Below are 12,686 nucleotides of genomic sequence, written 5' to 3'. Positions count from 1 at the left end.
CCGTTCCTGACGGTCAATCCGTTTGTCGGCGGGGGGCTCCACCGGAGATAGTCCGGATGTGAAGACCCCCGCCTCCTCCCGCCTCCGCCCCGGGTCCCGCCCGGAGTGGGCGGGGCGCAACTACGTCCTGCTGACCGCCGCCGCCGTCGTCACCAGCCTGGGTTCCCACGGCGCCCTGGTGGCGGCGGCGTTCGCGGTGCTGGACTCCGGTGGCGACGGTGGCGACGTGGGCCTGGTCGCCGCGGCCCGCACGCTGCCGCTCGTCCTCTTCCTCCTCGTCGGCGGAGCCGTCGCGGACCGGCTGCCGCGGCACCGCGTCATGGTCGCCGCCAACGCCCTCAACTGCGTCTCGCAGGCGGCCTTCGCGGTCCTCGTGCTCACGGACCGGGCGCAGCTGTGGCAGATGATGGTGCTGACCGCGCTGTGCGGCACGGGGCAGGCGTTCTTCAGCCCGGCCGCCGAGGGCATGCTGATGTCCAGCGTCGAGGGCGAGCAGGCAAGCCGCGCCTTCGCGCTGTTCCGCATGGCCATGAGCAGCGCCGCCATCGGCGGGGCGGCGCTCGGCGGGGCCCTGGTCGCCGCGTTCGGTCCGGGCTGGGTCCTCGCCGTCGACGCGGCGGCGTTCGCCCTGGCGGGCGCGCTGCGGGCGTTCCTGGACGTGAGCCACATCCCCGCGCGCGTCCCCGGGAGCGGGCTGCTCGCCGACCTGCGCGAGGGGTGGGACGAGTTCGTCAGCCGCCCCTGGCTGTGGGCGATCGTCGCGCAGTTCTCCGTCGTCGTCGCCGTCGTCGGCGCCGCCGAGTCCGTGTACGGGCCGCTGGTCGCGCGGGACGCGCTGGGCGGCGCGCGGCCATGGGGCCTGGCCCTGGCCGCGTTCGGCGTGGGGACGCTCGGCGGCGCGCTGCTGATGATGCGCTGGAAGCCCCGCCGGCTGCTGCTGATGGGCACGTTGTGCGTGTTCCCGCTGGCCCTGCCCTCGGCGGCGCTGGCCGTGCCGCTGCCGGTGGGCGGCCTGGCGGCGGTGATGTTCGTGTCCGGAGTGGCGATCGAGGTGTTCGGCGTGGCGTGGATGACCTCGCTGCACCAGGAGATCCCGGAGGAGAAGCTGTCCCGGGTCGCCGCGTACGACTGGTTCGGCTCGACCGCGATGCTGCCCCTGTCGACGGCGGCCGCGGGCCCGGTGGCGGACCTGTTCGGACGGTCGCGGGCCCTGTGGGGGTGCGCGGCGCTGATCGTGCTGGTGACGGCGCTGGTGCTGCTCGTCCCGGACGTGCGGAACCTGACGCGCCGTACGAAGCCGGTCGCGGCGGACCGGCCGGAGGAGCCCTCCGGGGCGCCGTCGGGGTCGGCGGCCGCCTAGGCACGAGACGGCGGGCCCGCCCCGGGGGCCGCGGGCTCGTGGGCACGGGCGACGGCGGTACCCGGCGCCCACCGTCAGCCGCCCGGCGCCCGCCGTCGGCCGTCCACCGTCAGCCGATGCCGAACGCGCCGCCGGGCGGCTCGGGCGACGGCACGGCGTCCACGTCCCGTACCACCGCCGCGCCGCCGGTGAGCCGCGCCAGGGCCGGGCCGTGCTCCACCCGCGCGGGGAACGCGTCGGCGGCCGCCCGCCGGGCCAGCCGGGCCGTGTCGACCGGCGCGTGCGAGGCGACCAGCACCACGTTGCCGAACCGCCGCCCCCGCAGCACCGCCGGCTCGGCGATCAGCGCCAGCTCCCCGAACACGGCCGCGAAGGTGGCCAGTTGGGAGCGGAGGAACCCGAACGGCGCCCCGTCCGCCAGGTTCGCCGCGTAGCAGCCGTCCGGCCGCAGGACGCGCTCCACCCCGCGCGCGTACTCGACGGACGTCAGGTGCGCGGGCACCCGCGAGCCGCCGAACACGTCCCCCACCACCAGGTCGGCCGAGCGCGCGGGCGCCGCCTCCAGCCACGCCCGCGCGTCCGCGCCGTGCACGGTGATCCCCGCCCCGTCCGGCACGGGCAGCCGCTCCGCGACCAGCGCGAGCAGTGCCCGGTCCGCCTCCACGACGTCCTGCCGGGAGCCGGGCCGGGTCGCCGCGACGTACCGGGGCAGGGTCAGCGCGCCGCCCCCGAGGTGGACGACGTCGAGCGGGGCGCCCTCGCCGGCGGCGGCGTCCACCACGTGGGCGAGGCGCCGTGCGTACTCGAACTCCAGGTGCGTCGGGTCGTCGAGGTCGACGTACGACTGCGGCGCGCCGTCGACGGTCAGCAGCCAGGCCCGCTCCCGGTCGATGTCCGGCATGAGCTTGGCGGTGCCGCCGTCGACGGCGCGGAGTACGGGTACGGGCTCGTTCACCGTCCCATTCTCCCCGTCGGGCCGCGGGCTAGAGCACCTCGCTCACGGTGCCCGCGCCGACCGTGCGGCCGCCCTCGCGGATCGCGAAGCCGAGGCCCGGCTCCAGCGGCACGTCACGCCCCAGCTCGACGGTCATGGTGACCGTGTCGCCGGGCCGGGCGACGCCCGCCTCGCCCAGGTCGACGTCGCCGACCACGTCCGCGGTGCGGATGTGGAACTGCGGCCGGTAGCCGGTCGACACGGGCGTGGTACGGCCGCCCTCGCGGGCCGACAGGACGTGCACCCGCGCGGTGAAGCGCCGCCTGGGCACGACGCTGCCCGGCTCGGCCACCACGTGGCCGCGGCGGACCGCGTCGCGCGGCACCCCGCGCAGGAGCAGCGCCACGTTGTCGCCGGCCTGCGCGGCGTCCATCGGCCTGCCGAACGTCTCCAGGCCGGTGACCACGGTCCGCGTGCCGGTGCCGAGCACCTCCACGCGGTCGCCGACGCGCACGGTGCCGCGCTCGACGGCCCCGGTGACGACGGTCCCCCGCCCGGTGATGGTGAGGACGTTCTCGACCGGCATCAGGAACGGCGCGTCCACGTACCGCACCGGCGTCGGCACGTACGTGTCGACCGCGTCGAGCAGCGCCTCGATCGACGCCGTCCAGCGCGGGTCGCCCTCCAGGGCCCTCAGCCCGGAGACGCGGACGACCGGTACGGAGTCGCCGCCGTAGCCGTGGGCGGTGAGCAGCTCGCGCACCTCCAGCTCGACGAGGTCGGTGAGCTCGTCGTCGCCCGCGTCCGCCTTGTTGAGGGCCACGACGATGTGGTCGACGCCGACCTGCCGGGCGAGCAGGACGTGCTCGGCGGTCTGCGGCATGATCCCGTCGAGCGCGGAGACGACGAGGACGGCCCCGTCGAGCTGGGCCGCGCCGGTCACCATGTTCTTGACGTAGTCGGCGTGGCCGGGCATGTCGACGTGGGCGTAGTGGCGGGTGTCGGTCTCGTACTCGACGTGCGCGAGGTCGATGGTGATGCCGCGCCGCGCCTCCTCGGGCGCCCGGTCGATCCGGTCGAACGCGACGTAGGAGGTGGCGCCACCGGAGCGCTCGCTGAGGACTTTGGTGATGGCCGCGGTGAGGGTGGTCTTGCCGTGGTCGACGTGACCCATGGTGCCGATGTTGAGGTGCGGCTTGGTGCGCACGTAGGCCGTCTTGGACATGACGGAGTGGTTCCTCTCCGGAACTCGAAGCGACGGGGACCCCTCGGCCTTGCCGACCCTCCCCCTGCGGGGTCCGCCGGACTGTCCGGGAAGGGTCAGCTTCGGGCGCCGTCCAGGACGATGGCGGCAGCCTTCGGCGCGTCCGCGACGGCGGACGGCGCTGCGAGGAAGGCGTACCGGAACATGTCCACGATCCTGTCGTGGCGGGCCGTGCGCGTCGAGTGGTTTTCCGCGGGCCTGCGGGCCGGGGGCGGGCGGAGTGCGGCGCCGGTCACGGTGGGCGCGCGGCGCCGTCGGTTACGCTCCCCGGATGCTCGAGCCCGCCGTCCGGCCCCAGACCGGTCTCGCCCCGCGCCGTTCCCGCGTCCTGTTCTCCCCCTGGTCGCGGCTGTCCCTGCTCGTCTGCCTGCTCGCGGGCGCCGGGGCGGTGGTCGTGGCGTACGAGCCGCACCGGCTCCTCGCGGGCGGGGGCTGGCCGCCGCAGGTGGGCGGTGCGGGCGCGGTCGTGCTGTTCGGGGTCGCGTACGGGCTGTGCACCGCCGCGTTCGTGCCGCGTCCCGTGCTGAACCTGGCGTCGGGCGCGCTCTTCGGTACGCAGGCGGGGCTCGCCGCGGCCGTCGCCGGGACCGTCCTCGGGGCGGGCATCGCGTTCGCGCTCGGCCGCGCCCTGGGCCGGGACGCGCTGCGCCCGCTGCTGCGGGGGCGCTGGGCGGAGGCCGCGGACGGGCAGCTCAGCCGGCACGGGTTCCGGTCGACGCTGGCGATCCGGCTGTTCCCGGGGGTGCCGTTCGCCGCGGCCAACTACGGCGCGGCGATCTCGCGCATGGGGTACGCGCCGTTCCTGCTGGGCACGGGGCTGGGCTGCGTACCGAACACGGCGGCGTACGTGGTCGCCGGGAGCCAGGCGGCGGCCCCGACCTCTCCGGCCTTCCTCCTGTCGGCCGGGTTCATCGTGGTCAGCGTCGCCGCCGGGGCGGTCGTGGCCTGGCGCAAGCGGCACCGGCTGCGGTCGGCGCCCGCGTCCTGACACCGCTCCACGACACCGGATGATCACCGTCCGTTCACCGTGAGGCGATACGCTGCACCGAATCCACCGACCGCACGCGTACATTTCGGGACGGCCCTGGCCCCATGAATTGGTTCGAATCGCTCATCCTCGGACTCGTCCAGGGGCTGACGGAGTTCCTCCCCATCTCCTCCAGTGCCCATCTGCGCCTCACCGCCGCCTTCGCGGGCTGGCAGGACCCGGGGGCCGCCTTCACGGCGATCACGCAGATCGGCACCGAGACGGCCGTCCTCATCTACTTCCGCAAGGACATCAGCCGCATCGTGTCGGCCTGGTTCCGGTCGCTGACGGACAAGTCGATGCGCTCCGACCACGACGCCCGGATGGGCTGGCTGGTGATCGTCGGATCGATACCGATCGGTGTGCTGGGCGTCACCCTGAAGGACCACATCGAGGGCCCCTTCCGCGACCTGCGGCTGATCGCCACGACCCTGATCGTGCTGGGCATCGTGCTGGGCGTGGCCGACCGGATGGCGGCACGCACCCAGGAGGGCGGCCGGCACCGGGCGGCGCAGGAGCGCAAGACGCTGCGGGACCTGGGCGTCAAGGACGGCCTGATCTTCGGCCTGTGCCAGGCGATGGCGCTGATCCCGGGCGTCTCCCGGTCGGGCGCGACCATCAGCGGCGGCCTGCTGATGAACTACACGCGTGAGGCGGCCGCCCGCTACTCCTTCCTGCTGGCCATCCCCGCCGTGCTGGCCTCGGGCGTGTTCGAGCTGAAGGCCGTGGGCGAGGGCCACGTGTCGTGGGGCCCGACCGTCTTCGCGACGGTCATCGCGTTCGGCGTGGGCTACGCGGTCATCGCGTGGTTCATGAAGTTCATCACCACCAAGAGCTTCATGCCGTTCGTGATCTACCGGATAGTGCTCGGCCTGGTGCTGTTCGCCCTGATCTGGCTGGGTGTCCTCACCCCCGACGCGGGTCAGCCGACGCACTGACGCCGCCGTGGCAATCGTCACGGTGCGTGGCGGGTCACAGCGGATCGTCCGATGTGCGCACTAGTCTGGTCGCATGTCCAAGCCCTCGTTCGACCCCTTCGACCCCGCCGTGCCCGTCCCCGACGCCGACGCCCTGAACCGGGCGATCCGCGAGTTGTGGGCGCGCTCGGACGGGCGCCTCTCGGCGGACGAGCAGCGGATCTACCAGGCCCTCGTCGTGAAGTGGGCCGCCGCGCAGCAGGGCGGTGTCGACACCGCCGCGTGACGCCCGCCGTCGCGTGACCCCCGCCGCCCCGGGGCGGCGCCCCGTACGGGCGCGCCCCCGCACCCGGACGGAAGGGGGGCCGCCGGCAGGGGGGGTTGGCCGGCGGCCCCTGGTCCCGGGGGTTCTCCTGCCCGGGCCCGTATGTACGACAGTGCCGCACCCCACACGCCCCAGGGGAGGGCGCGCGCCCGGCGTCCGCACGTGTCCCTTTCACACCCCGTGTGAAGCGCGCGCCGGATCCCCCGCCGGTCCCCCGGCGGCGCGGCCCCGTCCGCTTCCTCCGCCGCGCCCGCCCGCGCCGCACCCCCGGTAGCACCCGCCGACCGTCCCGGGCGGGCCCGGCCGTCGCCGGGGCGGGCCCCGGCCCCTCGCCACCGGGCCGAAAGGCATGGGGCGCGCGCCGGGCGCACTGTCCGTGGAGTGATCCCCTCCGTCACACTGGAGTTCCGGACCCCCGGGCGAGGAGGCGCGGATGCGGTTGCTGGCCGAGCACGGTGAGGTGGCCGCGCGCCTGCGGTCGTCCCGGTGGGGGCGCGGCGCGGCCGCCGTCCTCGCGGGTGCGCTGCCCGCCCTGGCGTTCCCGGCGCCGTCCCTGTGGTGGCTGGCGTACGTGGCGCTGGTGCCGTGGCTGCTGCTGCTGCGCGCCGCGCCGACCGGCCGCCGGGCGGCGCTCGACGGGTGGCTGGGCGGGACGGGCTTCATGCTGGCCGTGCACCACTGGCTGATGCCGAACCTGCACGTCTTCCTCCTGGTGCTGGCGGCGCTCCTGGGCCTGCTGTGGGCGCCGTGGGGATGGCTGGCGCGGGAGGCGCTGCGGGGGGCGCCGATGTCGTGGGGGCGGGCGGGCGCCGCGTGCGCGGTGGTGCCGTCGGGGTGGCTGATGGTCGAGGCCGTCCGCTCCTGGGAGGGGCTGGGCGGTCCGTGGGGGCTGCTGGGCGCCAGCCAGTGGCAGGTCGCGCCCGCGCTGCGGGTGGCGGCGCTGGGCGGGGTGTGGTCGGTGACGCTGCTGGTGGTGGCGGTCAACACGGCGGTGGCGCTGTTCGTGGCGGTCCCCCCGGCGCGCACGGCCGCGGTCGCGGCGCTGGCGGTGTGCGCGGTCACCACGGGGTCGGCGTGGGTGTGGCCGGCGCCGCCGGAGCCGGTGGGCACGGTACGGATCGGGGTCGTCCAGCCGGGGGTGATCGGCGGACCGGACGGTCCCGCGCTGCGGTTCTCCCGCGGCGAGGAGCTGACGCGTTCGCTGGCGGGCCGGGACGCGGACCTGGTCGTGTGGGGCGAGAGCAGCGTCGGCGCCGACCTGGCGACCCGGCCGGACCTCGCCGACCGGCTGGCGGAGCTGTCGCGGCACGTCGGCGCCGAAGTCCTGGTGAACGTCGACGCGCGCCGCTCGGACCTGCCGGGCATCTACAAGAGCAGCGTCCTCGTCGGCCCCGGCGGCCCGACCGGGGACCGGTACGACAAGATGCGGCTGGTGCCGTTCGGCGAGTACGTCCCGGCACGGGCCGTACTGGGGTGGGCGACGTCGGTGGGCCGGGCGGCGGACGAGGACCGGCGGCGCGGCACCGCGCAGGTCGTGATGACGGCCGGGGGCGGCGGGGAGCGGCCGCTGCTGGTGGGGCCGCTGGTGTGCTTCGAGTCGGCGTTCCCCGACATGAGCCGCCGGCTGGCGCGCGACGGCGCGCAGGTGCTGGTCGCCCAGTCGGCGACGTCGACGTTCCAGGACAGCTGGGCACCCGGGCAGCACGCGTCGCTGGCCGCGCTGCGCGCCGCCGAGACCGGCCGGCCGGTGGTGCACGCGACCCTGACCGGGGTGAGCGCCGTCTACGGGCCGGACGGCTCGCGCATCGGCGCCCCGCTCGGTACGGACCGCGGCGCCGCCGCCGTCTACGAGGTGCCGCTCGCCGGCACGACGACGCCGTACGTGCGGTTCGGCGACTGGCCCCTGTGGGCGGCACTCGCCGTCCTCGCGGGCGCGGCGGGCGCCGCCGGGGCGCGGGCGGTCAGACGGCCGCCTGCTCCAGGGACTCCCGCACGACCCGCTCGCACAGTTCGTGGGTCCGCAGGGCGTCCCGGGCGCTGAGCACCTCGCCCGCCCGCACGGCGTCGAGGAAGGCGAGGGTGACCTGCTCGATGCCGCGCTGCCGCGCGACGGGCACCCAGTCGCCGCGCCGCCGCACGGTCGGCTGGCCCCGGTGGTCGACCACCTCCGCCAGGTTGACGACCTGGCGCTTGGTGTCCTGCCCCGAGACCTCCAGGACCTCCTCGGTGGAGCCGCTCACGCGGTTCATCATCCCGATGGCCGTGAAGCCGTCCCCGGAGAGCTGGAGCACCACGTGGTGCATGAGCCCGTCGCGGACGCGCGCGCGGACGTCGGTGTGCTCCACCGGCCCCGGGAGCAGGAAGCGCAGGGTGTCGACGACGTGGACGAAGTCGTCGAGGACGAGGGTGCGGGGCGCCTCGGGGAGGCCGACGCGGTTCTTCTGCAGGAGGATCAGCTCGCGTGGGTGCTCCCGGCACTGCGCGTAGGCGGGCGCGTGGCGGCGGTTGAAGCCGACGGCGAGGGACACGCCGCGCCGCTCGGCGAGTTCCACGAGGCGGCGGGACTCGTCGAGCTCGTACGCGAGGGGCTTGTCGACGTACGTGGGGACGCCCGCCTCCAGCAACCGCGTCACGATCTCGGGGTGGACGCCCGTCGGGGCGTGCACGAACGCCGCGTCGAGCCCGGCGGCGAGCAGGCCGTCGAGGTCCGTGTGGCGGCGCCCCCCGGGAACGTGGTGGGCGTCCGCCACCCGCTCCAGGGTGGCGGGGGTGCGGGTGTGGAGGTGCAGTTCGACGCCGGGCCGGGTGGTGAGGACCGGAAGGTACGCCTTCTGCGCGATGTCGCCGAGCCCGATGCAGCCCACCTTCACGGGGGTCTCCTCTCACGTGGTGCCGTCCGCCCCGCAGCATACGTGTGGCGTGCTTCACCCGTGCGTGCGGTAACCGCCGGTACACGCGGTGCGGCGGGTGTCCCGGGCGGCACAGTGGGCCGGTGCGAGAAACAGCGAGGGGCAGGCTCGGCGGGAGCGGCGGGGCGCTGTGCGTCCTGATGGGTGTGGTGGCGGTGACGCTGTCGGGCTGTGTGTCGGTGGCGCCCGGCTCCGTCCCGGCGGAGCCCCCGGCGGCGGGGGCACCGACGCGCGCGCCGGTGCCGCAGGTGGCCGAGGCGCGGCCGCGCGAGGCGCTGGAGAGCGCCGCCCCCGCGCCGGCGCCGCCGCCCCGGCCCGCGGCGGCGCGGCAGCGGACGGACGAGGCCTCCGGGAAGTCGGCCGGGGCGCGGCCCCGGCCGCGCGCCACCGTACGCCCGGCCGCTCCGGCCCCGACCCCGGCCTCGGCACCGGTGCCGGCGCGGTCGGCGGCCGCCGTGCCGGACGTGTGCGGGCTGGTGGAGCGGCACAGCGCGTGGCGTCTGGGCGGCGCCGGGGGCCGTACGTGCCGGGAGGCGACGCGCCGCTGACGCGGGGCCGGTCCTTCGGGGGGCCGCCGGCGGCGGCGCGGTTCAGGCGCCGCTCTCGCGCAGGCGGCGGTCGAGCCGGTCGATGGCGGCCCGGACACCCGCGCCGTACCCGTCGTCGCCGAGGGCGGCGGAGGCGGCGCGGGCCCGGTCGAGGTGGGCGCGCGCGTCGTCCGGGCGGCGCAGGCCCAGGTAGTCGGCGGCGAGGTTCAGGTGGAGCGAGGGGTACAGGGCGCGCAGGGCGGCCGTGTCACGGCGGGCGGGCCGCTCCTCGCCGGGCTCCTCGCCGGGCTCTTCGCCGAACGCCCCGCCGAGCGCCTCGGCGGCGGTCAGCGCCCGCAGGTCCCAGGCGAGTTCGACGTCGGGGTCGTCCTGGGCGTCCGCCATGTAGTGGGCCAGGGTGCAGCGGTGCAGGGGGTCGCCGTCCGTCCCGATCCGCTCCCACAGCGCGTGGAACCGGTTGCGGGCCTCCTCGCGGTCTCCCCCGTGCAGCAGCATCGTCGCCTGGCCGATGCCGGTCATGACCTCGTCGTCGTCCGCGGTGCCGGTCGTGACCGCCTCGTCGTCCGCCATGTGCCGGCCTCCCTCGTCGTCGTACCCCGACGCTAGCCGCCGGGGCGGCGGATCTCGGGCAGACGCAGCCGACACCGCCGCGCGGAACCGCCCCGGGCCGCCGGGCCGCCAGGGAGGGGGCGTCCACCGGGCGGTGGCGTCGTGCGGTCCGGCCGGGGAAGCGGCGGGCGCGGCCCGCGGGCGCCGCGCCGTCGTCCGCGAAGGCGCCGCCACCCGGGGGAGCCAAGCCGGGGGCCCGGCCGGGGCGGCGGCGAGCCGGCCCTGACCGGCGCCGGGCCCGTCCGGCACCGCGGCCCGCTCGCCGGGCGGGCGGAGGGGCCGGGGCACCGTCCGCCGCCGGGCGCACCGCCGCGGCCCGGCGCTCCGGCCGGCTGGGCCGTACGCCGTTCGAGGACGGATCCACGGGCCGCCGGGGCCGGCGGCCCGCCGCTCAGCCGAGGTCGGGGATGCGCCAGTCGATCGGCTCGTGGCCCTGCCGGGCGATGGCCTCGTTGATCTGCGTGAAGGGACGGGAGCCGAAGAACTTCTTCGCGGACAGCGGCGACGGGTGGGCGCCCTTCACCACGGCGTGCCGCGACTCGTCGATGAGGGGCAGCTTCTTCTGCGCGTAGTTGCCCCACAGGACGAACACGGCGGGGTCGGGGCGGGAGGCGACGGCGCTGATGACGGCGTCGGTGAACTTCTCCCAGCCCTTGCCCTTGTGGGAGTTGGCCTCGCCGGCGCGGACGGTCAGCACGGCGTTGAGCAGCAGGACGCCCTGCTCGGCCCACGGCATGAGGTAGCCGTTGTCCGGGATCGGGTGGCCGAGCTCCTCGTGCATCTCCTTGTAGATGTTCCGCAGGGAGGGCGGGGTCCTGACGCCCGGCCGGACGGAGAAGCACAGACCGTGCCCCTGGCCCTCCCCGTGGTACGGGTCCTGGCCCAGGACGAGGACCTTGACCTTGTCGTACGGGGTGGCGGCGAGCGCGGCGAACACCTCGTCCCGCGGGGGGTAGACCGGCCCCTTGGCCCGCTCCTCCTCGACGAACTCGGTGAGCTGCTCGAAGTACGGCTTCTGCAGCTCGTCGCCGAGGACGCCGCGCCAGGACTCGGGCAGCATGGCGGTGTCGGTCACGTCAACAACCTCCGGTGTGGGATCGCTTGTCGATCACAGAACCTACCTGCGATCACTGACAACCGATCCCACCGGCCTTCCTCGGGCAGCCGTGTTCACCAGCTGGTCTTGCGGTGCAGCTCCCACAGCTGCATGACGGTCTGCGGGTCGAGGGCCCGCTCGCCGCCGCCGATCTCCTCGCTGGCCGCGACGTACAGCTTGCCCTGCCACAGGGGCAGCAGGCGGACGTCCTCGACGAGGATCTGCTGGGCCCGCTCGAACTGGTCGGTGACCGCGGCGCGGTCGCTCTTGCGGCGCGACTCGGGCAGCAGCTGGTCGGTGATCTCCGGCTGCTCGTACGGTGCGGCGTGGACGTTGTTCTTGCCGACGAACGGCGCGATGAAGTTGTCCGGGTCCGGGAAGTCGGGGAACCAGCCGCGGCCGAAGACCGGGTAGTCGCCCTTCTGGTAGGCCGTCTGGAAGTCCTTCCAGGGCTTGCCGACGAGGGTCACCTCGAACAGGCCGGAGGCGTCCAGCTGCCGCTTGATCTCGGCGAACTCGGCGGCCGTGGAGGAGCCGTACCGGTCGGTGGTGTAGCCGATGGTCAGCTTCACCGGCTTGTCGATGCCGGCCTTGCGCAGGATGCTCTTCGCCTTGGCGACGTCCGGGTCGCCGTAGTGGTCGAAGAACTTGGTGGTGTGCCCGGCGATGCCCTTCGGGACCATCGAGTACAGCGGCTCGGCGGTGCCCTGGTACGCCTTGGCGACGAGGGCGCCGCGGTCGATGACCTGCGCGACGGCCCGGCGGACGGCGGGCTTGCCGGCCTGCGGGTCGTCGGGGTTGAAGACCAGGTAGTGGATGGTCGCGCCGGTCGACTCGACGATCTGGAGGCCCTCGTTCTCGGGCTTCTTCTCGCTCAGGTCGACGACCTCCTCGGCGGTCAGGCCGCGGTAGGTGGCGTCGATCTCCTTGTTCTTCAGCGCGGTGACCATCGCCTCGGAGTCACCGAAGTAGCGGATGGTGACGGCGGTGTTCTTGCGGTCGGCGAACCCCTTGTACGTGGGGTTCTTGAGCAGCTCGGCCTCCGCGCCCTCGGTGTACTTGCCGAGGGTGTACGGGCCGGAGCCGACCAGCTTGCCGTCCTCGCGGAGCTTGTCCGCCGGGTACGAGGCGGGCTCGACGATCGACATGGCGGGCGTGGCGAGGACGAAGGGGAAGGTGGCGTCCGACTCCTTGAGCCGGAAGATCACCGTCTTGTCACCGCTCGTCTCGATCTTGTCGAGGGCCCCGAGGAGTCCGTTGGGGCCGCCCTCCGCGTTGATCGTGCGGATCCGCTCGATCGAGTGCTTGACGGCCTCGGCGTCGACCTTGGCGCCGGAGGAGAACTGCAGCCCGTCGTGCAGGTCGCACTGGAACACCCTGCTGGCGCCGTCGGTGAACTTGCAGTCCGCGGCGTCCGGCTGGGGTGTGGTGCTCCCGGTGGGGAAACTCAGCAGCGTCTGGAAGACATTCCGGTACAGCTCCCAGGAACTGTCCCACGCGGCCGCTGGGTCGAGGGTGGTCGGAGAACTCGTCGTGCCCACGACGATCTTGCTTTCCGCCTCGGCTTCATCACCTGCGAAGAGACTGCATCCCGCCAGCAGGGATATGGACGCAAGGGCTGCAGCTGCCTGCAGGCTGGTCCGGTTGAACACGTGCACACGCTCCTCGTTCAGCCATGGTCGGCCGACCATACCGCA

12 protein-coding genes are annotated in these 12,686 nt (G+C 74.9%); 6 read left to right on the top strand and 6 right to left on the bottom strand.

The window, feature by feature from the left end:
* Window positions 1-58 precede the first annotated feature (58 nt).
* Window positions 59-1,360 (top strand): MFS transporter, encoded by a 1,302-nt coding sequence (locus IE106_RS25355; RefSeq protein ID WP_229840763.1) that lies wholly within the window; start codon window positions 59-61, stop codon window positions 1,358-1,360.
* Between the two features lie 109 nt (window positions 1,361-1,469).
* On the opposite strand, the gene IE106_RS25350 is transcribed toward IE106_RS25355, so the two are convergent.
* Both IE106_RS25350 and tuf read right to left on the bottom strand, forming a co-directional pair.
* Window positions 1,470-2,315 carry a spermidine synthase gene (locus tag IE106_RS25350; RefSeq protein WP_189537534.1) on the bottom strand — a complete coding sequence of 282 codons (846 nt, stop codon included), beginning with the start codon at window positions 2,313-2,315 and terminating at the stop codon, window positions 1,470-1,472.
* Between the two features lie 28 nt (window positions 2,316-2,343).
* A complete protein-coding gene (gene tuf, locus IE106_RS25345) occupies window positions 2,344-3,519 on the bottom strand; it encodes an elongation factor Tu (RefSeq protein ID WP_189537533.1) in 1,176 nt (391 codons plus the stop codon).
* Window positions 3,520-3,829: 310 nt separating this feature from the next.
* Between tuf and IE106_RS25340 the strand changes: the two genes are divergently transcribed.
* From IE106_RS25340 to lnt, 4 genes are all read left to right on the top strand, one after another.
* Window positions 3,830-4,546, top strand: coding sequence for a TVP38/TMEM64 family protein (locus IE106_RS25340; protein WP_189537532.1), 717 nt, complete (start codon window positions 3,830-3,832; stop codon window positions 4,544-4,546).
* A 104-nt stretch (window positions 4,547-4,650) separates the two neighbouring features.
* Window positions 4,651-5,523, top strand: a complete 873-nt coding sequence (locus IE106_RS25335; protein WP_189537531.1) for an undecaprenyl-diphosphate phosphatase — start codon at window positions 4,651-4,653, stop codon at window positions 5,521-5,523.
* Window positions 5,524-5,596: 73 nt separating this feature from the next.
* Window positions 5,597-5,788 (top strand): hypothetical protein, encoded by a 192-nt coding sequence (locus tag IE106_RS25330; RefSeq protein ID WP_189537530.1) that lies wholly within the window; start codon window positions 5,597-5,599, stop codon window positions 5,786-5,788.
* A 472-nt stretch (window positions 5,789-6,260) separates the two neighbouring features.
* Window positions 6,261-7,868 carry an apolipoprotein N-acyltransferase gene (lnt, locus tag IE106_RS25325; RefSeq protein ID WP_189537529.1) on the top strand — a complete coding sequence of 536 codons (1,608 nt, stop codon included), beginning with the start codon at window positions 6,261-6,263 and terminating at the stop codon, window positions 7,866-7,868.
* Here the strand turns inward: lnt and IE106_RS25320 are convergent.
* Window positions 7,789-8,697, bottom strand: a complete 909-nt coding sequence (locus IE106_RS25320) for a Gfo/Idh/MocA family protein (protein WP_189537528.1) — start codon at window positions 8,695-8,697, stop codon at window positions 7,789-7,791. The genes lnt and IE106_RS25320 overlap by 80 nt on opposite strands.
* A gap of 122 nt (window positions 8,698-8,819) precedes the next feature.
* Here IE106_RS25320 and IE106_RS25315 point away from each other — a divergent pair, with 122 nt between their 5' ends.
* A complete protein-coding gene (locus tag IE106_RS25315; protein ID WP_189537527.1) occupies window positions 8,820-9,284 on the top strand; it encodes a hypothetical protein in 465 nt (154 codons plus the stop codon).
* Between the two features lie 42 nt (window positions 9,285-9,326).
* On the opposite strand, the gene IE106_RS25310 is transcribed toward IE106_RS25315, so the two are convergent.
* From IE106_RS25310 to IE106_RS25300, 3 genes are all read right to left on the bottom strand, one after another.
* The gene (locus tag IE106_RS25310) at window positions 9,327-9,854 is read right to left on the bottom strand and encodes a hypothetical protein (RefSeq protein WP_189537526.1); all 528 of its coding nucleotides are present in this window, start codon (window positions 9,852-9,854) and stop codon (window positions 9,327-9,329) included.
* A 430-nt stretch (window positions 9,855-10,284) separates the two neighbouring features.
* Window positions 10,285-10,968 carry a uracil-DNA glycosylase gene (gene ung, locus IE106_RS25305; RefSeq protein WP_189537525.1) on the bottom strand — a complete coding sequence of 228 codons (684 nt, stop codon included), beginning with the start codon at window positions 10,966-10,968 and terminating at the stop codon, window positions 10,285-10,287.
* A gap of 95 nt (window positions 10,969-11,063) precedes the next feature.
* Window positions 11,064-12,641, bottom strand: coding sequence for an ABC transporter substrate-binding protein (locus IE106_RS25300; protein WP_189537693.1), 1,578 nt, complete (start codon window positions 12,639-12,641; stop codon window positions 11,064-11,066).
* Between the last annotated feature and the right edge of the window lie 45 nt (window positions 12,642-12,686).

Source organism: Streptomyces roseolilacinus (genome assembly GCF_014649335.1).
In the GTDB taxonomy this organism is placed as follows: Bacteria; Actinomycetota; Actinomycetes; order Streptomycetales; family Streptomycetaceae; genus Streptomyces; species Streptomyces roseolilacinus.
The sequence above is the reverse complement of the archived record's forward strand: the minus strand, read 5'-3'. Positions and strand labels throughout refer to the sequence as shown.

Coding starts and splice junctions, on each gene's coding strand:
- tuf (WP_189537533.1), bottom strand. CDS start 3,519: ATGTCCAAGACGGCCTACGTGCGCACCAAGCCGCACCTCAACATCGGC.
- IE106_RS25340 (WP_189537532.1), top strand. CDS start 3,830: ATGCTCGAGCCCGCCGTCCGGCCCCAGACCGGTCTCGCCCCGCGCCGT.
- IE106_RS25335 (WP_189537531.1), top strand. CDS start 4,651: ATGAATTGGTTCGAATCGCTCATCCTCGGACTCGTCCAGGGGCTGACG.
- IE106_RS25330 (WP_189537530.1), top strand. CDS start 5,597: ATGTCCAAGCCCTCGTTCGACCCCTTCGACCCCGCCGTGCCCGTCCCC.
- lnt (WP_189537529.1), top strand. CDS start 6,261: ATGCGGTTGCTGGCCGAGCACGGTGAGGTGGCCGCGCGCCTGCGGTCG.
- IE106_RS25310 (WP_189537526.1), bottom strand. CDS start 9,854: ATGGCGGACGACGAGGCGGTCACGACCGGCACCGCGGACGACGACGAG.